General features: G+C 32.6%; 23 protein-coding genes. 14 read left to right on the top strand and 9 right to left on the bottom strand.

Features of this window, described 5'->3' with window-relative positions; genetic code table 11:
- Window positions 1-29: 29 nt before the first annotated feature.
- Together OEM44_01290 and OEM44_01285 are read right to left on the bottom strand one after the other, a co-directional pair.
- Complete coding sequence (locus OEM44_01290; protein MDH3515435.1) at window positions 30-170, bottom strand: hypothetical protein; 141 nt, start codon at window positions 168-170, stop codon at window positions 30-32.
- Complete coding sequence (locus OEM44_01285) at window positions 167-376, bottom strand: hypothetical protein (protein ID MDH3515434.1); 210 nt, start codon at window positions 374-376, stop codon at window positions 167-169. Before OEM44_01285 ends, OEM44_01290 begins: the two co-directional genes overlap by 4 nt.
- A gap of 490 nt (window positions 377-866) precedes the next feature.
- Between OEM44_01285 and OEM44_01280 the strand changes: the two genes are divergently transcribed.
- Window positions 867-1,397 carry a nicotinamide-nucleotide adenylyltransferase gene (locus OEM44_01280; protein MDH3515433.1) on the top strand — a complete coding sequence of 177 codons (531 nt, stop codon included), beginning with the start codon at window positions 867-869 and terminating at the stop codon, window positions 1,395-1,397.
- A 551-nt stretch (window positions 1,398-1,948) separates the two neighbouring features.
- Here OEM44_01280 and OEM44_01275 read toward each other — a convergent pair.
- Window positions 1,949-2,176 carry a hypothetical protein gene (locus tag OEM44_01275; protein ID MDH3515432.1) on the bottom strand — a complete coding sequence of 76 codons (228 nt, stop codon included), beginning with the start codon at window positions 2,174-2,176 and terminating at the stop codon, window positions 1,949-1,951.
- A gap of 181 nt (window positions 2,177-2,357) precedes the next feature.
- Between OEM44_01275 and OEM44_01270 the strand changes: the two genes are divergently transcribed.
- From OEM44_01270 to ilvC, 5 genes are all read left to right on the top strand, one after another.
- Window positions 2,358-2,975, top strand: coding sequence for an O-methyltransferase (locus OEM44_01270; protein MDH3515431.1), 618 nt, complete (start codon window positions 2,358-2,360; stop codon window positions 2,973-2,975).
- A 524-nt stretch (window positions 2,976-3,499) separates the two neighbouring features.
- Window positions 3,500-3,979 (top strand): transcriptional regulator, encoded by a 480-nt coding sequence (locus tag OEM44_01265; protein ID MDH3515430.1) that lies wholly within the window; start codon window positions 3,500-3,502, stop codon window positions 3,977-3,979.
- A 138-nt stretch (window positions 3,980-4,117) separates the two neighbouring features.
- A complete protein-coding gene (locus tag OEM44_01260) occupies window positions 4,118-5,176 on the top strand; it encodes a multicopper oxidase domain-containing protein (protein ID MDH3515429.1) in 1,059 nt (352 codons plus the stop codon).
- Window positions 5,166-6,347 carry a divalent cation transporter gene (locus OEM44_01255; GenBank protein MDH3515428.1) on the top strand — a complete coding sequence of 394 codons (1,182 nt, stop codon included), beginning with the start codon at window positions 5,166-5,168 and terminating at the stop codon, window positions 6,345-6,347. The genes OEM44_01260 and OEM44_01255 overlap by 11 nt, the downstream gene beginning before the upstream one ends.
- Before the next feature lie 425 nt (window positions 6,348-6,772).
- Window positions 6,773-7,786 carry a ketol-acid reductoisomerase gene (gene ilvC / locus OEM44_01250; GenBank protein MDH3515427.1) on the top strand — a complete coding sequence of 338 codons (1,014 nt, stop codon included), beginning with the start codon at window positions 6,773-6,775 and terminating at the stop codon, window positions 7,784-7,786.
- A 9-nt stretch (window positions 7,787-7,795) separates the two neighbouring features.
- Here the strand turns inward: ilvC and OEM44_01245 are convergent, their stop codons facing one another.
- The gene (locus OEM44_01245) at window positions 7,796-8,218 is read right to left on the bottom strand and encodes a cobalamin B12-binding domain-containing protein (GenBank protein MDH3515426.1); all 423 of its coding nucleotides are present in this window, start codon (window positions 8,216-8,218) and stop codon (window positions 7,796-7,798) included.
- 102 nt (window positions 8,219-8,320) lie between these two features.
- Between OEM44_01245 and OEM44_01240 the strand changes: the two genes are divergently transcribed.
- The 3 genes from OEM44_01240 (at window position 8,321) to OEM44_01230 (ending at window position 10,326) form a co-directional block, all read left to right on the top strand.
- Window positions 8,321-8,584, top strand: coding sequence for a hypothetical protein (locus tag OEM44_01240; GenBank protein MDH3515425.1), 264 nt, complete (start codon window positions 8,321-8,323; stop codon window positions 8,582-8,584).
- A 357-nt stretch (window positions 8,585-8,941) separates the two neighbouring features.
- Window positions 8,942-9,856 (top strand): transcription initiation factor IIB, encoded by a 915-nt coding sequence (gene tfb, locus OEM44_01235; GenBank protein ID MDH3515424.1) that lies wholly within the window; start codon window positions 8,942-8,944, stop codon window positions 9,854-9,856.
- 140 nt (window positions 9,857-9,996) lie between these two features.
- Window positions 9,997-10,326, top strand: a complete 330-nt coding sequence (locus OEM44_01230; GenBank protein ID MDH3515423.1) for an ArsR family transcriptional regulator — start codon at window positions 9,997-9,999, stop codon at window positions 10,324-10,326.
- Between the two features lie 10 nt (window positions 10,327-10,336).
- Here OEM44_01230 and OEM44_01225 read toward each other — a convergent pair whose 3' ends face one another.
- Window positions 10,337-10,924, bottom strand: a complete 588-nt coding sequence (locus tag OEM44_01225; GenBank protein MDH3515422.1) for a hypothetical protein — start codon at window positions 10,922-10,924, stop codon at window positions 10,337-10,339.
- 372 nt (window positions 10,925-11,296) lie between these two features.
- Between OEM44_01225 and OEM44_01220 the strand changes: the two genes are divergently transcribed.
- Genes OEM44_01220 through OEM44_01205 form a run of 4 tightly spaced genes read left to right on the top strand, consistent with a single transcriptional unit; the run spans window position 11,297 to window position 16,761 of the window.
- A complete protein-coding gene (locus tag OEM44_01220; protein MDH3515421.1) occupies window positions 11,297-13,798 on the top strand; it encodes a M1 family metallopeptidase in 2,502 nt (833 codons plus the stop codon).
- A complete protein-coding gene (locus OEM44_01215; protein MDH3515420.1) occupies window positions 13,791-14,198 on the top strand; it encodes a hypothetical protein in 408 nt (135 codons plus the stop codon). Before OEM44_01220 ends, OEM44_01215 begins: the two co-directional genes overlap by 8 nt.
- Window positions 14,199-14,237: 39 nt before the next feature.
- Window positions 14,238-15,155, top strand: coding sequence for a methylmalonyl Co-A mutase-associated GTPase MeaB (gene meaB / locus OEM44_01210; GenBank protein MDH3515419.1), 918 nt, complete (start codon window positions 14,238-14,240; stop codon window positions 15,153-15,155).
- A 4-nt stretch (window positions 15,156-15,159) separates the two neighbouring features.
- Window positions 15,160-16,761, top strand: a complete 1,602-nt coding sequence (locus tag OEM44_01205) for a methylmalonyl-CoA mutase family protein (protein MDH3515418.1) — start codon at window positions 15,160-15,162, stop codon at window positions 16,759-16,761.
- A gap of 101 nt (window positions 16,762-16,862) precedes the next feature.
- Here the strand turns inward: OEM44_01205 and OEM44_01200 are convergent, their stop codons facing one another.
- The 3 genes from OEM44_01200 to OEM44_01190 form a co-directional block, all read right to left on the bottom strand.
- Window positions 16,863-17,336, bottom strand: coding sequence for a hypothetical protein (locus OEM44_01200; GenBank protein MDH3515417.1), 474 nt, complete (start codon window positions 17,334-17,336; stop codon window positions 16,863-16,865).
- Window positions 17,337-17,428: 92 nt separating this feature from the next.
- Window positions 17,429-17,929, bottom strand: coding sequence for a hypothetical protein (locus OEM44_01195; protein ID MDH3515416.1), 501 nt, complete (start codon window positions 17,927-17,929; stop codon window positions 17,429-17,431).
- 665 nt (window positions 17,930-18,594) lie between these two features.
- Window positions 18,595-18,852 (bottom strand): hypothetical protein, encoded by a 258-nt coding sequence (locus OEM44_01190; GenBank protein ID MDH3515415.1) that lies wholly within the window; start codon window positions 18,850-18,852, stop codon window positions 18,595-18,597.
- 691 nt (window positions 18,853-19,543) lie between these two features.
- On the opposite strand from OEM44_01190, the gene OEM44_01185 reads away from it, so the two are divergent.
- Window positions 19,544-19,702, top strand: a complete 159-nt coding sequence (locus tag OEM44_01185; GenBank protein MDH3515414.1) for a hypothetical protein — start codon at window positions 19,544-19,546, stop codon at window positions 19,700-19,702.
- Between the two features lie 527 nt (window positions 19,703-20,229).
- Here the strand turns inward: OEM44_01185 and OEM44_01180 are convergent.
- Complete coding sequence (locus OEM44_01180) at window positions 20,230-21,219, bottom strand: hypothetical protein (GenBank protein ID MDH3515413.1); 990 nt, start codon at window positions 21,217-21,219, stop codon at window positions 20,230-20,232.
- Between the last annotated feature and the right edge of the window lie 381 nt (window positions 21,220-21,600).

Genomic DNA, 21,600 nt, shown 5'->3' with positions numbered 1-21,600 from the left:
TATTGTATGTGAATACAAAATACTACCCATCATAAAATTATAGCATCAAATTTTATTTTATATGCAACTTCAAACGAGAGAATATCTTTTATTTCTTCTTCAAATCTTTCAGAAAAAATTGCAGGGTATAGATATCTCTGTACCCAACATTTGATTGCTTTGTCATTCATTCCTCTTTGGAATCTTCAACTGAAGCATAATTGTTGCAGGTGCATTTAGTGCATGTAATACTTGATTCCAATTTTCCACTTGGCATTGATGTACCTGGCAGAAAATCCCCTCCTCCAGAACGACCAAGTACCAAATGATGATCCTCTTTTGAATGTGTGCAATTTATACAATCTGTGCTAGATGTCATGCTATTATTATCGGTCATAGTTTTGAATCATCAAATGTTGTTAAATTACTTTCTAATTCATTTGTCATCATTAAAATCACCAATATTTCTTTTTTTTTGAATTAAATTCTGTATCATCATAACTCTAAAACAAAACCTAATCATCACCCGAATCTACAGAAATTTTCTAAAAGATCAATACAAAATAGTCAGTATTCAAAACAATTATTGGTTTGAAGATATTTCAACAGATTATCGTTTTTATTGTTCAATGATTACTAACATCTACCATTAACTGTATTTACATTGAAATTCAAACTCCTGGAAAATTCTACATTGATAATCTATTTCTCATGTTTCTATCTTGTTTGCATACTCTTTTGCAGTTATTGGGTTTGCTGATTGCACCATAAAATGCGTCATAGGCTGAGATCTTTAACATGCAGTTTTAGTCAGTTTAAAATATAAAAATACGGAGTAGATACTGCGAAATAGACTGATTTAATAAAATCAACACTACCTACTAATCATGCGTGGTTTGATGATGGGTCGATTTCAGCCTTTTCATTTGGGTCATTTGAATTTGGTAACCCAAATTCTTAATGAGTGTGATGAAGTCATAATCGCCATCACTAGCTCCCAATTTAATTATCTTGAAAAAGATCCTTTTACTGCAGGTGAGAGAATAGAAATGATTCATAATTCTCTAAAAGATGCTTCACTTGATTTGAATAATATATTTATTGTATCTCTTGAAAATCAATTTAATATTGCAACGTGGGCATCTTATCTAAAATCCACACTACCATATTTTGATAAAGTTTACAGTGGGAATGATTATGTTTCCATGCTCTTGTCTGATTCTGGTATCGATGTAGTCAAACCTGTCTTTTTGGATAGGCCACAATTTAATGCAACCAAAATTCGCAATATGATAAAAATGAATGATAATTGGAAAGAACTTGTTCCAAATGCAGTTTATGAGTTGCTTACAAAAATTAATGCAAAAAACAGATTAACAGTAATATCTCAAACTGATACAAAACCAACTGATCATTGATGAAACCCGCACGATCTTGCCCTATTTGCCCAAAATGTGGCTCAAAGAGATTCATTAGACTGCCTGGTGAAAAAGTCATTGTAAAGTGTCGCTCTTGCGATAATATAATTGAGATTTAAATTTGTTAGATATTTTATCTATGTATTATTCTAGAATGTATTTCGGATTATTTTTTATCTGTTTTAAATATAGCCGCATTGTATTGATGTCTAATTCCACATAATCAATTCATCATAGTCTTGAATTGCTTTTTCTCAGTAATTCAAACAGTGACTTATTTGTAACCTCGCCATAATAGCTTTATGATTTTGTGACATTTGGAATCATGTCAAAAGAATACGAGTTTGTTTTCTGATTTATCCTCTCTGTACGATGAAAATATTGTCTTACCATCTACTTCTACTATGATATCATAATTTTTTTCTTTGATGTTTATATCTAGATGAAAACCTATACCATAAAGTCGTTAGATAACTATGTCTATATCATGATGAACTCGCCTGAAAACATCTTGGTCTCAGAGTAACAGGTTTTAGATATATTCTTGTGATTTAGGGATCTGTTATCTTAATTTTGTCTGCTACTTCTTTAATTTTGTTTGATGCCTCTTCGGCCTTTTTTACTACGTCTTTCCCGTCTATCTTTGATATTGTATCCTTTGCAGTGTCAACTGATGATTCAACTTCAGGTCTTAATACTTCAAATGTGTTGGTATAAGTCAAAATTAATCCTGTAATAGCAATCCCAATTATTATTCCTATTATGACTCCTTTTCCCATTTAGAATATCTTATTTTCATGCATAATTAATTTTTTGATTGTTACGGTTTGTAATTTCTATGATTTCAAATGGAGATAAAGTAAAAAGATGTTATCTATTCCTGAAATAATCAAATTTGAATGAAGTCAACATTGTAATATATGAAGAATGATTAAATTCTTTCAAATACTCAAATACTGCATGATAAAATCCATTTCAAATATACTTGAAAAATTAGAAAAACAATCAACACTAGAAAAATTAAGAAAAGTTAATGTTGCTCCTGAAGATAGAATGCTTGCAATTACAAAAGAGACTGGAGAGTTACTAAACATGATTTTACGTCTAAAAAATGTAAAAAATATGCTTGAAGTTGGAATGTCGACAGGGTATTCTACCATATGGTGCGCAGAGGCAATTTATGAGCAATCAGGTCAAATCATTACAATTGAACAAAATCCAAACAAGATAAAAAGAGCAAAGGAGAATTTTCAAAAAGCTGGAATTGCAGATATGATTACTGTCAAAGAAGGATTGGCAATACAGATACTAAGAGAATTAAGTTTACAAAAAGAATACAAATATTTTTTTGATTTTGTACTAATTGATGCCGACAAGGAAAATGTCATCGAATATTTCGATTTGATCTTGCCGATGGTATCTGTTGGAGGAGTGATTGTTACAGACAATATGTTATATCCTGAAAAATATAAACAAGATATGAAAAAATTCTCAGATTATCTTAAGAAAAATCCAAAACTTCGAACTATAACAACACCCATTGGAAATGGAGAAGAAATCACAATAAAGTTGAAGTAATAATTTCTGGATTTACAGATTATTTCAATAGTTCATATACCATTTTCTAATAATTTGCACTAGAAACATAATTTTTCGGATTGACATTAATTTTAACGTCGTCTTCTCTATCTAGTTTAATTACATTCTTGTTCTTACAATTATCTTGGGCATTTCAGTTCAGACCAGTTATGCACAAATTAATAATTGCACCACCACAAATTAACAAGTTACTTTGTCAGAAGTTCTTACAAATAATCCGTTAGCTCAGAACATTCTAAAATACAAGATACAACACACAAAAAAACTTGAAAAAGAGAGCACAAGAATAAAATGACAGAATTTACTCAAAATTACGACGATTGTCCATACATCCAGGTAACCCATAACTTTGGTAAGGCTGGATATGAGGTAGTTGCAAGAGAATAATTTTCATGCTCACGTTGAATTCATTATGAATAATTATAGTTTCATGGAAACTAAATTTTAATTGTAAAATAGATAAATTAAAAATCTAAGCAAATCAAGTAATCTTGATTGATTTCTTGACTGAAAAACCACACAAGGAAGGAGAACGACTAGAATCCATAAAACGAGTTCATGGACAAAAAAGTTCAAAATTCACAACCAGAATGGAGGATTACTTGGAAGTAATCTCTGAACTCATAGAACTCAAAGGATATGCAACGCCATTGGATATCTCAAACTACATGAACGTTAGTCCACCCAGTGTTACCAAGATGTTACGAAGACTAGATGAAGACAAGTACATCGATTATACCAAATATCAGGGGTTAAAGCTGACTCCTCTGGGAGAAAGCATCGCAAGTGAGATAAGGCAAAAGCACAGTGATCTATTGGAATTCTTTGAGATACTAGGAATAGACAACTCCACTGCAAATCAGGATGTAGAAGGAATAGAACACCACTTAAATCCAAAAACAACAAAACAACTCAGAAAATTCATATTGTTTTTAAAATCAAAGCCTCATCTGCTCTCTGAATTTAGGAAATTTGGTTTTTAAATTTATAAAAAACTACTTTTAGTGCATTTTACTATAAATTTGCGTAAGGCTAAAAAAGTTAGCCTAGGCTAAATTTATATTCATGAAAGAAAGTAAGGAAATATCCGTATGAAATCATCTTTTAATTCGCGATCAATTATGATCTTTTCTTTAATTGCAGTTACAGCAATATCTTCAATTTTCTTTGTGTTTCCCGAAGTCATCACAGCGCAATCAGAAGAAAAGGTCTTTGTTACTCATTCAGGAGGATTTGTAAAGACTACAGGCGAGATAATAGATCCGCTATACGTTGAATCTACCATGGAGTTTGATCCAATGGAATATCTAAGGGATTTTGATTATGGTGTAACATCAACATTACCAGACGGCACAACACTACGAGAATACACAATTGTTGCAGAGGATGACAAGATCATGGAGGTATCTCCAGGTGTTTTTTACAATGCTTGGACGTTTAATGGAAGTGTTCCAGGACCTACAATCCGTGCAACCGAAGGAGATACAGTCCGTGTACACTTCATAAACAATGGCTCAAAACAACACACCATGCACTTTCATGGAATACATCCTGCTGAAATGGATGGCGTCTTTGAGATAGTTGGCGGTGGAGGGGGACAATTCACTTATGAATTCATTGCAGGACCAGCTGGTGTTCATCCGTATCACTGCCATGTAATGCCGCTTGAAGAGCACATTGTGCACGGATTGTACGGCGTATTCATAGTTGATCCAAAAGAGGGTAGAGAACTAGCTGATGAGATGGTAATGGTTCTAAATGGTTTGGATACTGACTTTGATACTGAAAATAATTTCTATGCTGCAAACACCATTCCGTTTTACTATCAACATCATCCAATTCAGATTAAAACAAATGAACTGATTCGTGTTTACGTGGTCAACATGGTGGAGTTTGATCCTATAAACAACTTCCACTTACATGGTAATCTGTACAAATATTATCCAACAGGAACTGATCTAGTTCCTTCATTTTACACTGATATGATCACCTTATCTCAAACTGAACGTGGGATAATGGAGTTTGAATATCAATATCCAGGAAAGTATCTATTCCATGCACACAAGGTGGAATTTTCTGAGAAAGGCTGGGTTGGAATATTCCTAGTTTCTGATGATGATTCTGATTCACTGCAAGAAACATCACCAACAACAGGAGATACAATCGAATATGGAACTTGATAAGAAACCTTCAAAGACAAAAACAATCGTCAGTGGTCTGATTCCATTTGCATTTGTAATTATAATGATGGCCTATATCTTTGGACCTGGTTCTGATCTTCTGGATCTTGGAGTGCCATTACCTGAGATAACAATAGAGATGATTGATTTTGTAGGTTCTGAAGTACATGCAACTGTAAGAAACACGGGTCCAATCCCAGTAGAGGTTGTAATGGCTGACATCAATGACAGGATACAGCCTGCAGCAGTAGAACCTGACAGGTTTTTGGAAAGATATGAGACTGCGTTAGTAAGGATACCATTTGCATGGAACGAGGCAGAACCATACACAATAGGAATTACAATTGAGGATGGAACTAGATTTGAAAAAGAAATAGAGGCTGCAGCCCCAAGACTGCAACTTAGTTTAGAGTTAATAGGGTTTTTTGCATTAATTGGAACTTATGTTGGAATTATTCCTGTAATGATTGGGCTGATGTGGCTACCATTTATCAGGAGATTAAGTAAAAACAAATATCATTTCTTTATGGCATTAACAATAGGTCTTTTGCTGTTTTTGGGAATTGATTCAATAGAAGAGGCTCTAGATGCATCCGCAGAAAATCTTGCAGCTAGTTTTAATGGCGTTTTGTTAGTTGCAACAGTGACAATACTATCTTTTCTTGGATTGTATTATTCTGGTGAAAAACTAATTCAAAGAGTAAAAGATTCTCCCTATGCAAAACCCGTGGCCATTGCACTTATGATTTCAATAGGTATCGGATTGCATAATTTTGGGGAAGGCCTAGCAATTGGAGCTGCAATAGGTCTTGGACAAGTAGCATTGAGTACTTTTCTTATTGTAGGATTTGCATTGCACAACACCACTGAAGGTCTTGCCATTGCATCACCACTAGCTAAAGAAAAAAAGTCAGTTATTGGAAAACTTGTTGCAATGGGTATGATAGCTGGTGCACCTGCAATTTTTGGCGCATGGCTTGGAGGATTCATGTATTCTCCATTCTCTGCAGTTATCTTTTTATCTATTGGGGCTGGTGCCATATTTCAAGTCATCATCATCATAATGAAATGGCTTAGGGAAGAAAATGAGAATAGTCTTTCAAGTGCGTCAATAGTTTCAGGAATTGCAGTAGGTATGCTCGTAATGTATCTGACAAGTATATTTGTCTAATTATTTAGAATTTTTTTCTATTATATTTTTGAATTATGCGTGGGTTTTTTTGTACATCCAAAGTATATTTTCACACTCATTTTGCTTTGGATGTATCTAAGAAATAAGATCAAAACTCATAGATAAACATGAATTTCAAAAAATAACTTTGAAATGATTATTTGTAATAATTACCGGACTGTTTCTCTTCAATTTTAAAATTGAAAATAAAATCTGTACCCGCGCTTAGATTGTTTTTCCTCAGATGCCCTTTATTCTAACAGTTGTATAGTAGATAATTCTAACATAGTACTAAATCTTACTTCTTAACTATGACCTTCGGTATATTGTTTTTCCGATCAAATTTCAAACCTTATAGTTTTTTTATCTTAAAAACTCCCTGACTTATAATTTTGATATGATTCGCTTTAGTTAATATTTGCAGTATTTGTGTTAAAGTCATGGCAAAAACGTGGAAAGATAACGAAATAAGTCTTGACTCAATAAAAAATCAAACAATTGCTGTAATCGGTTATGGAATCCAAGGTGACGCACAGGCTAACAACATGAAAGACTCTGGTCTTAATGTTATAATTGGTCTTAAGAAAGGCGGTAACAGCTGGAAAAAGGCAGAATCTGACGGTCACAAAGTAATGTCTGTAGCCGATGCTACAAAACAAGCAGACATTGTTCATATATTGATTCCAGACATGATTCAAGGTCAAGTATACAAAGACGAAATCGGACCCAATCTTTCTGAAGGAAAAGCATTGTCATTTTCTCATGCAGCTGCAATCTATTGGAAATGGATTGAAGCCCCAAACAATGTTGATCTTATTATGATTGCACCAAAAGGACCTGGCTCCAAAGTTCGAGAAACATATCTTGATAATTTTGGCACTCCTGCAATTGTTGCAGTGGAACAAGACTTTACAGGAAAAGCTTGGGATCGAACATTGGGAATTGCAAAAGCAATAGGTAGTGCTAGAGCTGGATTGATCAAAACTGCTTTCAAAGAAGAAGTAGAAACTGATTGGTTTGGTGAGCAGGCTGACCTTTGTGGTGGTGCAGCATCTATGGTTACAAATGCATTTGAAACTCTAGTTGAAGCAGGATATCAACCAGAGATTGCATACTTTGAAGTTTTACATGAACTCAAACTCATTGTAGATATGATTCAGAGATATGGAATTAATGGAATGTGGAGACGTGTAAGTGAAACTGCCCGATATGGTGGATTAACTCGTGGACCGATGGTAATGGATTCTACAAATAAAGAGAACATGAAAAAAGTTCTTACCATGATTCAAGATGGCACGTTCAATAATGAGTGGATTTCTGAATATCAGAAAAACGGTAAGGATGCCTTTGATAAATACATGAAAGAATATGATGCTCATCAAATTGAAAAAGTTGGTAAACAAATGCGTAAAATGATGTGGCCTGATTCCACAGAATAATTTTTTTTCTTATATTTTTCTTAATTTAGAAACACCAGTTGTTATATGATCAATGATTGTAGGTAATGATGTACCCGGTCCAAACACATGATCTACTCCTGCTTTGATCAAATCCTTATGATCTATTTCAGGAATTACACCTCCTCCAACAATAAGCACATCTTTAACACCTTTCTTTTTTAGAGCCTTTACAACTCTTGGAAATAATGTCCCATGTGCTCCATTTAGTAAACTCATTGCAACTGCATCAACATCTTCATCTTCTGCTATCTGTGCAATTCTATCTGGTGTGGCAAAAAGTCCTGAATAGATTACCTCCATCCCTGCATCTCTAAATGCCCTGCATAATACAAGAGCTCCTCTATCATGACCATCCAGACCTAACTTGGCAACCAATATTTTGATACTTCGAGACGCAGTTTTTTGCTTCATGATTATAGGTAATTTGGGGATATTTTAAAAGGTTTATTTGGTTTTCGCTCGAGTTTATATCTTCAAATATATTGATTTAATCAATTAGGTAGATACATAGATATGACTGAAGATACATGTGATTTCTGTAAGGGTATTGGTTCTTCTGGTTCAAACGTGTGTGTATATTGTAATGGGACTGGTGAATGGAATCAAGCTGCACAAGCATACGTGAAAAATCATATCTGTCAATGTATTGTGCTTGATAGAAAATTCTGTCCTGTTTGTAATAAAGCATGTCACCATGACACCACATTAAACCCAAAACAAAAGATTGATCCTGGTTATGGAGGTATGTCTTCACGAGAGATCCAGGTCATTGCATAAAGCACAAAACCTCTTATCCTTTTTTGTAAAAATACGACTAGTAAAAATCAGCAAGGCTTTTACCTCTTTTGCAGAGTATGATCGATCATCCAGATCCATACAAAAATAACTTTACAGCACTGATCCTGATTTTTGTTTTAAACAATGATTTTAGAATACATTTGAATTATACATCTAAACAATACAATACCTATGATTTCTATATAAAACAGAGATTGTTTGATTAAAAACTCTGATAGCTGGAAATACTCATCCTTCATATACATGAGAATCTGATTCTATCTATGTCAAAATATAGAAAACAGACTAACGTTTTGGAATTTTCAATTAACAGGATAATTTATGATGAAGACTAACATGGATTCTTTTAACCAAAACTCTAATTGTCTGCGTTGTGGAAAAAACTCTATTCTCGTTGATGAAGTAACAGGTGAACAATTTTGTGGAAAGTGTGGGTATGTAATTACTGAAAAATCACAAGAATCAGGACCTGAATGGAGATCATTTCAAAAAGATGGCGGAGCAGATCCTGCAAGAACTGGTGCCCCTTCATCTCTGATGATACATGATATGGGATTATCCACTGTAATTAATCCTCTAAACAAAGATGCTTCAGGAAAACCACTTTCAACTTCGATGAAAAGTACTATTGAGAGACTGCGAACTTGGGATAGTAGAAGTCAGGTACATGCACCTGTTGATAGAAATCTAAGACAAGCACTTAGTGATTTGAATAAATTAAAAGACAAAGTATCGGTTCCTGCAAATGTGTTGGAAAAAGCAGCTTACATTTATAGAAAAGCATTGGAAAAAAAATTAGTTCGTGGAAGATCTATCTCTGCAATGATTGCTGCATCTCTATACGCTGCATGTCGAGACACAGAAACTCCTAGAACACTAAAAGACGTTTCTGATGCTGCTAATGTTAAAAGAAAAGACATTGCACGATGCTATCGATTATTACACCATGAATTAGAATTAAAGATGCCTGTTGTCGATTCAATTCAATGTATTGCAAGAATTTCAAGCAAACTTGAAATTTCTGAGAAAACAAAAAGATATGCAGTCAAGGTACTCAAAGATGCACAGGAACGTAAAGAGTCTGCTGGCAAAGATCCTATGGGGTTAGCTGCAACTGCTCTGTATTTGTCATGTGTAAAAAATGGTGTATCAATCACACAACGGGATCTTGCAGAAGCTGCAGGTGTTACAGAGGTCACTATAAGAAATAGATACAAGGGATTAAAGGCAGAGCAATCCCCTAATCTTTAACTCCAATTAATTGTTGTTTTATATTTCAAAAACTTATTCAAAAATATGGATTACCCTGAATTAATAATATTCTTTATTTGTCTTGCATAGCACACAAGTGTGTACTATCTAGTTATATCCAAAAAACACTTATAGAAAGTATGCAAATCTTAAATCAATTAAAAATCGAAGAATTAGAAAGTAAAGAATCTTTTCTTGAAGTACTTTCTGATAAGTATTGTCGCCTTATTTTAGAGGCAATAATGACTTCACCAAAATCTGCAATTGAAGTATCTCGCGAAAAATCTATCCCTTTGAGTACTGTGTATAGAAGAATTCAACTACTACATGATTCAAAGATGATTCGAACTTCTGGGGTCATCACAGAAGAGGGTAAGAGACTCTTTTTGTACAAAAGTAAAATCAAAGAAATCAATACTAGTTTTCATGATGGAAAAATTGATGTGAATATAGTTTTCAACAAAAACTAATTTTATTTTTTTAATACACATGTTCACTAAAATTTCCACCTAGTGCAATTGTTGCAATGACTGTAGATTTAGTTGTCTGGCATTTCATTTTAGATTCTGGTAGGAATTCCTTGAATATTTCTTGAAGTAACTGCTCTGTAAATATTGACCAGTTACTTCCCAACTCATGTTGGATGATAAAGTGATGTAACTCTCCCTCTATTCTATGATCTGATTTCATTCCTGATGCTTTCATATATTCTTCAAGGATTTCAATACATTTTTGTAAATCATAACCTCCTTTGATAAATAAGACTGTATCTTTAATCACTGGTTTTATTACATTGATTATATCATTAATTTCCGAGGCTGTCATTTCCATTCCTAGCATGTCAAGAATTTTTTTTGGTACTGGTATCATTCCAATTTTAGATGCAAATCTATCCCATTCAATGTATTTCTCTAAAATTTGTCTTGCCATTACATTATGAGATATGTTGTGATTCATGGCTTCAGCTTCTATTTCTTTAACCAATTTAACTGGAAGGCGGTAAGTGACACTACGTGTCTTCTCTTTTTTTACTGGATATTGATGATTATTTGCTGTAATTGAACCCAATTAACAATTACCTCGTATGTGACTATTTATAAAGATGATTCTCCTGAATATTTATTTTCAAATTTGATAATCATAAATATTTTTAAAATAATTTTTTTATTTACTTGTTTTGAGGGAATAGATTTGAAAAGATCCAAATTTGTTTATTTGAGGAATGGGTAGATACTGTGAAAATTGTGGGAAATTCATGAAAAACTTTGAGATAACTCATTGTTCTGATGAATGTCTCCTTTCATCGATAAAAAACAGTCATTCTCTTACCAAAACCCGAATTAATGCTATAACTTGGGATGAAAGGTCTGATCCGTGGAAATAACTGTGTCCTGTTAGTAATAGAAAATCTACTTAAAGTGTAACTAAATTATCCTCAATGTGGATGTAATTCCAATAAACTATCAACTAACATTTGAGCCAGATCTCAAAAAATTTACATTTATTGGTTCTGAAACTATTTCTATCGATTGTAAAAAAACAACAAAAGTTATTGTCATGCATTGCGCTGAACTAAAAATTCATTCCTGTCACGTAAAATGTAATGATGAGATTATTCAGTCAGCTCCCAAAATAGCAGAAAAAAATGAACAACTTCAAATATTTTTAGGAAAAAAAATTAAAGGCAAGGCCACAATAAATTTGGAATTTGAAGGAATCCTGAATGATAGATTACTTGGATTTTATCGTAGTCAATACAAACAAAATGGAAAAACGAAATATCTTGCAACGTCTCAATTTGAGGCAGCAGATGCTAGACGTGCATTTCCATGTTGGGATGAACCTGAAGCAAAAGCAACATTTGATATCTCCATTATAGCTGATAACAAATTCACTGCAATTTCAAACATGCCAGTTAAATCAAAGAAAAAAATTGGTAGTAAAACTATCTATCAGTTTGCACAAACTCCGATTGTTTCTACATATTTAATTTATCTTGCAGTTGGTGAGTTTGAATATCTTTCAGGTAATGTTGGTAAAATACAGATTAGGGTTATAACCACTAAAGGAAATAAATCAAAGGGAAAGTTTTCACTAAACTTAGGAAAAAAACTTCTCACTTCATATGAAAAATATTTTGGAATAAAATATCCGTTGCCAAAACTTGATTTGATTGCAGTCCCTGATTTTGCAGCAGGTGCTATGGAAAACTGGGGAGCAATAACTTTCAGAGAAACAATTCTGCTTTATGATCCTAAAACATCTTCTACTAGAACCAAACAATTCATTGCAGAAGTGATCTCACATGAGATTGCGCATCAATGGTTTGGAAATTTAGTCACAATGAAATGGTGGAATGATCTATGGTTAAATGAAAGCTTTGCCACTTTTATGGCCACTAAATTTGTTGATCAATTTTATCCTGAATGGGATTTGTGGAATCAGTTTGTAGATGATGCAATGAATACTGCAATGGGGCTTGATTCACTAAAAACAACTCATCCAATAGATGTTAAAGTAAATTCACCTGCAGAAATTAGAGAAATTTTTGATGCAATATCTTATGATAAGGGTGGATGTATTCTTCGAATGTTAGAATCTTATGTGGGGGAACCAAATTTCCGAAAAGGACTCAAAAAATATCTCTCTGATTTTAAATACAAAAATGCCAAAGGACAAGATTTGTGGGATGCAATTGGCAAGGCCTCAAAAATGCCCGTGTCTTCAATGATCAACACTTGGCTAAAGCAACCTGGTTTCCCTCTTGTCGAGATTAATCAGGACGGTAATGTTTTAAAACTAAAACAAAAGAGATACCTGCTAGAGTCTGATGGTAAGTTTAGCAAAGGTTTGTGGTCCATTCCATTGTCTTTAGGATTGAAAAATGAAATTTCTAAAAAATTGTTCTCAACTAAGACACTTTCCATAAAACTACCTAAGAATACTTTGGGATTTGTAGCAAATTATGGAAGAAAGGGATTTTATCGCGTAAAATATGATGAAGGAATTTTACTTGATCTAAAAATGTTAATTGATGAAAAACGCATTGCAGTAATTGATAGATGGGCAATTCAAAATGATTTGTTTTCGCTTTGTGTTTCAGGTGATGAGTATGTAAGAAACTATCTTGATTTTTCAGATGCATACTTTGAAGAAGATAGTTATCTTGCATCCGTTAATGTGGCACATAATTTAGCTTCATTATATTTCCGTGCATTTGATGAACCATTTGTAGATGAAATTAGAATCTATGCTGTGAATTACTTTAGAAGAATTTTATTCCGTGTAGGTTGGGAACCAAAAAAATCTGATAACCATACTGATGCAATGCTCCGTGCATTTGTTATCTCTACCTTAGGTAAAATGAACGATGAAGAAGTTACAGAAAAAGCATTGAGTAAATATAAAGAATTCTTAAAATCCCCTAATTCCCTATCTCCGGATTTGGTGGAGCCTGTTTGTTCAATTGCCGCATGGAATGGCAATTCAAAAACACACGCTGAACTTGTAAAACTATACAAAAGTGCAAAAACAATGGAAGAAAAACTCCGATTTCTTGGTGCAATGTGTGGATTCCAAGACAAAAAACTTTTACTCAAATCACTGGACTTTTCTCAAACCTCTGAAGTTCGTTCACAAAATATGCAGCTACCTATCATGAAAGTTGCTGGAAACCCATATGGTGATAAGATTTTGTGGCCATGGTTAAAGAAGAATTGGAAAAAACTAAACAAAAAAGTTGGTCATGGCAACCCTTTGTTTAATAGGATTGTAGCAAGCATTGCATCTGTTGCAGATGATTCTATGGAAAAAGAGATCAAGGCATTCTTCAAAAAGAACCCTACTCCTGGTACCGAAAGAACACAATCACAAACTCTTGAGAGAATTAGAATAAACTCCAAATTTCTTAGAAATATGAGAAAAGAATTCAAATATGGCTAAAAAACTCGGACCTCCAATTTTCCTTGGTGTTTTTACCATTTTGGCAATATTGTTTCTTACTGGCGCTGGAACCGACGACAAAGAAATACTCCGGGAGACGTTTAAGTTTGAGGCAATTTACTATGATTCTGGTCATGTTGAGGTGTCTTATTTTGATAAATCTGATAAAACAAATTCGGTTGTAATGGAAATTCTTGGAATGAATGAATCCTTCCACAAGACCTTCTATAATTCCGAATTCATTGAAATTATCCCATTTCCAAATGCGCCAAAATATGGCTGGGCGATTCATCCAGTTGTCTTAGAAATTGAACATGCTGACTTTGGTCATATTCAACTCAAAACAGAAATACATCCACTTGGAGATCCTGTGCCCCCTGTAATTTATGGAAGATTATAGATAGCCACAAGATTTTATTGCACCCTTTTGGAACATTGTATGTTGGATTTAATTGATTTAAAGAAAGGAAAACGTGGGACTATTGCAAAAGCAATCTCTATTATTGAAAACGATCAAAAAGAAGCAAAAAAAATTTTAAAGAAAATTTTCAAGGATACTGGACACTCTATGATAATTGGAATTACAGGTCCCGCAGGAGCTGGAAAGAGTTCATTAATTAACAAGACAGCTGTTACCTTGAAAAAACTTGGTACTAAACCAGCTGTACTTGCAATTGATCCAACCAGTCATGTTACTGGAGGTGCAATACTTGGTGATCGTGTACGGATGAGTGAATCCACTGATTCTGGGACATACATCCGAAGTATTGCATCAAGAGGTGCAACAGGAGCAGTGTCACGTTCACTACGAAACAGCATTCGTATTTTGGAGTATGCTGGATTTAATCCAATTATCATTGAAAGCGTTGGTGCTGGGCAAACTGAAGTTGAAATATCTAATATTGCTGATATTATAGTTGTTGTTTTCAATCCTAACACTGGAGATAGTATTCAAACAATCAAAGCCGGTTTGACTGAGATTGGAGATATTTACCTTGTTAACAAGAGTGATCTAAGCGGAGCAAATCAGTTATTTGACGCTGTTCGGGATTTTATTGGTGATTCTGTTCGAAATCCGGTAATTTTAAAAACATCTGTAAAAAAGAATTCTGGTATTACGGAATTTGCAAAGACCTTGAAAGAAATGATGAATTCTAAAAAGAGATCCAAAAATGATAAAGACTCTGAAAGGCTAGAAACTGAACTAAAAGATATTGTTTTAAATAACATGAGAGAAAAGATTGATGATATGTTACATTCTGATAAGACATTTTCAAAATATCTTAAAAAATTGCAAGCAAAAGGCATTGATCCTTTCGAAGCCGGAGATCAAATTACAAAATCATTATTAAAGTGATAATATGGTCGATAAAAAATCAACAAAATCAAAGGAATCTGAAAAGAAAATTTTTACTGATTCAGGCTTTACGGTAAAGCGTATTTATCAAAAATCTCCTAAGAAGAAACCTGCTGAGGATTCTGGAAAATATCCATTTACCAGGGGAATTCATCCTGAAATGTTCCGTGAAAGATTTTGGACTATGAGACAATATTCTGGATTTGGAGATGCCAAACTTACCAATGAACGCTTCAAATTCATGCTTGAAAAAGGTCAGACAGGTCTTAGTATGGCATTTGATTTACCCACTCAAATTGGATATGATTCTGATTCGCCACAAGCTGAAGGTGAAGTAGGAAAAGTTGGTGTCTCAATCACATCAATTAAGGATATGATGACTGCATTTGATGGTATTCCACTTGGCAAAGTCAGTTCTTCAATGACTATTAATTCCACTGCATCAACTCTACTTGCATATTATATTGCAGTTGGCGAGGCACAAGGATTCAAAAGTCATGATCTTCGTGGAACCACTCAAAATGATATTTTAAAAGAATACATTGCCAGAAATACCTACATTTATCCACCCCAACCCTCCATGCGATTAATTGGTGATATGATAGAATACTGTGCACAAAAAGTACCTTCATGGTACCCCGTTTCGATATCTGGATACCATATGCGAGAAGCTGGATGTACTGCTACACAAGAAGTTGCGTTTACATTGGCAAATGCTATTGCATATATTCAAACCTGTTTGGATAAAGGATTAAAAATTGATGACTTTGCACCCCGTCTTTCATTCTTTTTTTGTTGTACTATAGAATTCTTTGAAGAAGTTGCAAAGTTTCGAGTCGCAAGAAAAGTTTATGCAAAAATTCTAAAAGAAATGTTTCATGCCAAAAACCCGCGTTCATTACAATTAAAATTTCATACTCAAACTAGTGGTGAATCTTTAACTGCGCAACAACCAAATAACAACATCGTTCGTGTTGCTATTCAAACAATGGCTGCAGTTGCTGGTGGAACCCAATCACTTCATACTAATTCTAGAGATGAAGCACTTGCACTTCCAACTCAGGAATCTGCAAAAATTGCACTTAGAACACAACAAATTGTGGCTCATGAAAGTGGTATTACAAAAACAGCTGATCCATTGGCTGGATCTTATTATCTTGAAGAATTATGTGATCAAATTGAGGCTGATGTTTGGGCATATTTGAAAAAAATCCAAAAAATGGGCGGCTCTGTAAAAGCAATTGAAAAAGGATTCTTTCAATCCGAAATAAGGGCAAACGCATATCGTCTTAAAAAAGAAACAGATGACAATGAACGAATTATTGTTGGTGTTAACAAATATGTTGAAGAAGAAGAGCAACCTGACTTGCTTAGGATTGGCGGAAAAATAGAAATTCAACAAAAGAAGGCACTTAAAGAATTGCGTTCATCTAGAGATGCTAAAAAATGGGAAGATGCACTTTCAGCAATGAAAAGTGCGGCTGATACTGACAAAAATCTAATGCCATATATCGTCACAGCTGCTAAAGCATTTGCTACTACTGGTGAAATCAGCAATACGTTCAGAGAAGTATTTGGTGAATATCGTCCAAAAGAAGTCTTTTAGATTGGATGATGATTGGTAGAAATTTCTATGGTCACTCACTCCAAGTAAATCTTTAGTTTTTGGTTTTTTTGAATATTTCTCTTTCTTGCATAAGCATGTACTCATTTGAACTTGTAACGAAGCAATGCAAGTACATGACCATATTTTTCCATCTTTTTAACTAGTTTTGGATTGGTTACAAATTCTACTCTGGATGATGTATTCTCAGCAAGGTCGATCATCTTTGTTATTTTTTGATTATTGGTAGGTGATAAATTATAATAATTAGCTGACACCAAAAGAATATTCACTGCCCCAATTTTCAAGGCCTTCTGTATCTCTGAATTTTTTCTTACAATCAATTTTTCTTTAATTGCTTTTTCAAACTTGAATACAACTTCAAGTACATGCTTTCTCCTGTAATCGTAAAGATGTTTGATGATTTTTTTATTCACAATATTCATGGATGTGTTAAATGACACGTTTTCCATAAAACGTGATTTCATTTTTAGTTCCGAATCTAATTCATCATGAAATCCAATTTTTGCGTTTCCCACTCCTCCCAAAAATAAAATCTTTACATCATTTGAATCCATATTACTGACTTTGCAGTTCGTTTGAAAAATCCTTGAATGAGTGTCTGTCTTGCTCTCAAGAATCGTTTTTGACTCTGTCCACCTTTTTTGTGTCATCCCTGCAAATTAATACTTGATTTTTCATCTGCCAATATCTTGTTTCCTTGAATATATCGTATGTGATCTGACTTTTGATCAATGATTACCAAAATTATATGGTAGTTTGTTTTTAATATGTCCCGAAATGGTTTCAGGTATATCTTTTTTCCTGCAACATAAACAAATGGCATCTCTTTTGAAATAGCAATTTTTTTGAGAACTATCTTGTTGTTTTTTTGCCATCCAAAAATACAATAAGTATTGATGAACTGTTTTCTGGGTTTTGTTGGTTTTACTTGCTTTGTAATTTCTTGCTTGATTAAAAATTCTATTTTCTCTCTTGCTTGATTATTCTTCGGTTTATCCAATAGTGTTAATATTTCTGAGCGTTTGTCATGCGGATAATATATTGACACACATGTATAATTTTGTAATTCTAACTCTGATGTGAATTGATTAATTGCATGCCATTCAGAAGGAGTGATCTCTGATGTGTTATATTTTTTTAGAGACATTGTCTTGTGAATTATACTTCTAAAATGATTTATACTTCTAAAATGATTTATGTATTTATACCTCATTACAATTGAGATGGCTTACAAACTTTGAACTTGTAAATTTGTTAACTTGCTTAGTTATTATATCTTCAACTATACTAATCGTCATATTCAGGATGATTGCATAAATGTTCAATATGAAAATAATTAAACACAAAAATTTTCAAATTCAAAATTTTTGTTTGTATAGATGAATCTGACAACAAGCATTTCTTAAGCATGTCTCTAATCTTGCCATGAAACATGGCTTTGAGATAATATTATTTCATGCTATCAAATCAGATGAATTAATAGTTGTAAAAAATATAAAGAAAAAAATAAAGATTATTGAAAAAATGTGACATCAATAAAATACAGTGTTGGTAACATAGTTGAAAGAATTTTTAAAATTTTCAAAAAGAACAAAACGTGGAGTTTATCATAATAGAAAAAAAGATATGGATAAATTGAAACAATTTTTTTTGGAGTACACCTCCATAACTTTTGTAAAAATACAAAATTCCTGTATTTATGACAATCTAGTTTAATTCATGAATCAATAAAATCACGCATCCTCGATGAGTATCTGAAATATCTATGACTTGTTCATGCAGATAGATTGGTAAAATTATAAAAAGTATAAACTATTGTGGAAAATGATCATAGATTTCTACTTCATCTAAAACAAGTCCATCAAATTTGTGAACCTCCTCAAGGACTAGTTTTCTGTGTTTCTCTCTAAAATCTATTTTACCAATAGTGATTGTAATCTGTTTTTCTGTATACAGACTTTCCACAGATTCATTACCAAATATTGATTCTAAACTATCAATGAGCCATGGAAGTTGTCCTTCATTTCGTAGATTTATAAGAACAGCAAGGCCATCTTGTCTCTTATCCATAGAATATGTCATGATATTTCGTATACAAGTGTTAATGTTTTTTTGTTCTCTGGTTTCAAAACAGGTTGAAATTATTATGATGCCTCTTTGATTGATGTTGTTTTATTCATTTTAACAATAATTGTTTTTGAGACTTTACCTCTTTTTGAAAATATGGGAATAACTAAAAATTCATCATATTATTTTAGAGTGGTTCTTTGTTAAATTATGGATGTTTCACATACCTGAAATAATTCTAATTATTTTTAATTAAAATAAACTCACTTAAGACAAATCATGTCGATTCATATTAGCATCATTGTTCGAAGTACATGGCAATTAGTCCTTCAAAAGATCCTGATATATCTTGTAATCTTTTGGTGATTTTTGTAGGTATTAAACAAAAACCCAACGTATGATTTACCTCAATTACTGACAAAGGAAATTGTAGAAAAATTATTGATTTACTAAAAAATTCTTGCACATGTTATGCATTTTGAGAATATTTTCTATGCGAAATAAAAAGGGAATTCTTTTTTGGGTATGAAAACGCAAAATAATGAGATCATAATAAAGATCAGAACTTGTAAATGGATTTCATTATTTATGGACTGAACTGCGAATTCAATAAAAAAGAGTAATAATTACTCTAAGCATTTACTGGATTGAAAAAATCACAAGCTTTTTGCCTAAGACAAACTGAATTCAATCTATGGGATTCAAAAAAGGGATTCATAAATGCGTAGAATGTGAGAAGAGAAAGAAAGAGAATCCTGATGATCTGGGAATGTGTAGTAAATGTGGTGCAGCAGAAACCCGTCTGGAAAAAACAATATACAAAGAATTACTTGATGAAGGAAATTTTCCTTAATGTTAAGAAAAATTTGCAGGCTTTTATAGATTAATTCAAAATTAAGATCATTCTTATTTCCTAGTTTGTCTTGAATGTATTATGGCTTTTACTAGATGTGATAAATGTGGAGAACTTAGATTTGATAAAAAAATTAATCTTTGTGCAAACTGTGGTCATCGAATCACAAGGGTTGCTAAGTCATTTGAGTGAAACTATATCTCTTTAATAGACCGAATTTTAGAATCTCAAATTATCATCAAGATTAATTCAGGCCTTTTTGACCTCATAACTAAGCCTAAAATTATGATTCTTTTGAATTGATTTGAAAACATATAAAGTTGATCACATATGGCTAAAATGTTTTCATAGTGAATTGTAATTCATATGAAATTTATTTTAGAAAATTAAAAAGTTACTTTTCTCTGCAAAGACTTTATGGGATTATAGGTATGGCCAAATAATGAATTATCTCTGAAATACTCTTATCTTGTAAGATCAATAAATCCCATTCAAAAATAAAAGGTATTTTCATTATATCTTAAAAGTTATTCTTCAAAAAATCGTGAAATTTTTTGACCATTTTTTTTTGTAATAATTTTTTTAACATTATTCCATTTTCTTCTTACAAAAGGAGGAAGATCTTTAGAAGGATATAGTCTCATGAATGTTTCTAAATATTCTGCAGTTTGTGAGTTTGCAGCGTTACCAGATCCAGGATAAATTATTTTTCCAGATTCATTTTGCACATTGAATTTTTTGTTAAGGTTTTGTATTTCCTCAAATCTTTCCTTTCTTGCAACAACAGAAGCTGCCTGACATGCAAGATACTTTTCATCAGCCTTGTTTTCAACAATTACGGTATTTCCTCTAGATTCAAGATTTTCTAAAAATAATTTTAAGTCTCTTTTAATTCCATAATCATCAATTATTACGCACAATTTTTCTTTTTCAGAAATCGCTTCGCTTAGTAATTCCTCATATTTTTGATCAAGAAGCATATTTTTACTGTTCTCATCAATTTCTGATGCTTCACATTTTATTTTAAAAATTTTACAATATTCTTTGATTTTATTGTATTTTTCGAGTATTTCAGACTCGTTGAGCTCCTTGATGTTTTGAGTATCAAAAATTTGTTCAATGTTTTTTAAATTCTTAACGTCAATAATTACACATCCTAAAAACATGGATCCAAAAGTTTCACCTGCACCTGCCTCATCACAACCTACAAAAAATTTTACATCTGATGGAATCGTAGTTATTTTTTGTTCTATTTCATCAAGTGTATTTAGTGAAAATTTCTTATCTATGTCAAAAATCAATTTTGTATATGTTTTGTTTGTTGGACTAGATTGAAAAAGTAATTTCTCCTTTGTATAATAGTGTACTTTAATAGATTCAGATAAAATGTCAAAAGACTCCTTTAGTCCTGGTGAAGTTTTTTCCAAAACTTTGATTTTATATTTTAATTTGATGAAATCTTTAATTTCTTGATAAACTGAAGGCGATATGTTTTTGAATGTATGATATGAGTTCATTATTCTAAAAATGATGGTGTGGTTTTTTAATATTAATATGCACTTTAACAAACGACTAACTGGCAGTTGAAATATTTGAGAAATTTTACATCACAATGATTCATAGGTGCACTAATCACTGCATTAAACTTGGAAATGTATATTGTAATACTCACAATTATAGGATTTAAAGTTCACAAATATCTAAAATTTAGAAAATAACATTATACGATCCATCTTATTAGTAGTGTTCAAGTCTCTTCGATTTCATCATATTTTACAGCTCTAAGATAGATCCAATCTGAAGGTGCTTTGAATGGTATAGTATAAAATCAGATTTTAAAGAGAGGAAATCTTGGGTTTAATGTACAGATTGTAGGGATTTGTACATGTCAAAAAGAT

The organism is Nitrosopumilus sp. (assembly GCA_029862745.1).
Taxonomy (GTDB): Archaea; Thermoproteota; Nitrososphaeria; order Nitrososphaerales; family Nitrosopumilaceae; genus Nitrosopumilus.
This window is presented reverse-complemented; position numbering and strand designations above follow the sequence as displayed.

Excerpts from the sequence above, each read along its gene's own strand:
- OEM44_01290 (MDH3515435.1), bottom strand. The coding sequence starts at position 170 with ATGAATGACAAAGCAATCAAATGTTGGGTACAGAGATATCTATACCCT.
- OEM44_01285 (MDH3515434.1), bottom strand. The coding sequence starts at position 376 with ATGACCGATAATAATAGCATGACATCTAGCACAGATTGTATAAATTGC.
- OEM44_01280 (MDH3515433.1), top strand. The coding sequence starts at position 867 with ATGCGTGGTTTGATGATGGGTCGATTTCAGCCTTTTCATTTGGGTCAT.
- OEM44_01275 (MDH3515432.1), bottom strand. The coding sequence starts at position 2,176 with ATGGGAAAAGGAGTCATAATAGGAATAATAATTGGGATTGCTATTACA.
- OEM44_01270 (MDH3515431.1), top strand. The coding sequence starts at position 2,358 with ATGATAAAATCCATTTCAAATATACTTGAAAAATTAGAAAAACAATCA.
- OEM44_01260 (MDH3515429.1), top strand. The coding sequence starts at position 4,118 with ATGATCTTTTCTTTAATTGCAGTTACAGCAATATCTTCAATTTTCTTT.
- OEM44_01255 (MDH3515428.1), top strand. The coding sequence starts at position 5,166 with ATGGAACTTGATAAGAAACCTTCAAAGACAAAAACAATCGTCAGTGGT.
- OEM44_01245 (MDH3515426.1), bottom strand. The coding sequence starts at position 8,218 with ATGAAGCAAAAAACTGCGTCTCGAAGTATCAAAATATTGGTTGCCAAG.
- OEM44_01240 (MDH3515425.1), top strand. The coding sequence starts at position 8,321 with ATGACTGAAGATACATGTGATTTCTGTAAGGGTATTGGTTCTTCTGGT.
- tfb (MDH3515424.1), top strand. The coding sequence starts at position 8,942 with ATGGATTCTTTTAACCAAAACTCTAATTGTCTGCGTTGTGGAAAAAAC.
- OEM44_01230 (MDH3515423.1), top strand. The coding sequence starts at position 9,997 with ATGCAAATCTTAAATCAATTAAAAATCGAAGAATTAGAAAGTAAAGAA.
- OEM44_01215 (MDH3515420.1), top strand. The coding sequence starts at position 13,791 with ATGGCTAAAAAACTCGGACCTCCAATTTTCCTTGGTGTTTTTACCATT.
- meaB (MDH3515419.1), top strand. The coding sequence starts at position 14,238 with ATGTTGGATTTAATTGATTTAAAGAAAGGAAAACGTGGGACTATTGCA.
- OEM44_01205 (MDH3515418.1), top strand. The coding sequence starts at position 15,160 with ATGGTCGATAAAAAATCAACAAAATCAAAGGAATCTGAAAAGAAAATT.
- OEM44_01200 (MDH3515417.1), bottom strand. The coding sequence starts at position 17,336 with ATGGATTCAAATGATGTAAAGATTTTATTTTTGGGAGGAGTGGGAAAC.
- OEM44_01195 (MDH3515416.1), bottom strand. The coding sequence starts at position 17,929 with ATGTCTCTAAAAAAATATAACACATCAGAGATCACTCCTTCTGAATGG.
- OEM44_01190 (MDH3515415.1), bottom strand. The coding sequence starts at position 18,852 with ATGGATAAGAGACAAGATGGCCTTGCTGTTCTTATAAATCTACGAAAT.
- OEM44_01185 (MDH3515414.1), top strand. The coding sequence starts at position 19,544 with ATGGGATTCAAAAAAGGGATTCATAAATGCGTAGAATGTGAGAAGAGA.
- OEM44_01180 (MDH3515413.1), bottom strand. The coding sequence starts at position 21,219 with ATGAACTCATATCATACATTCAAAAACATATCGCCTTCAGTTTATCAA.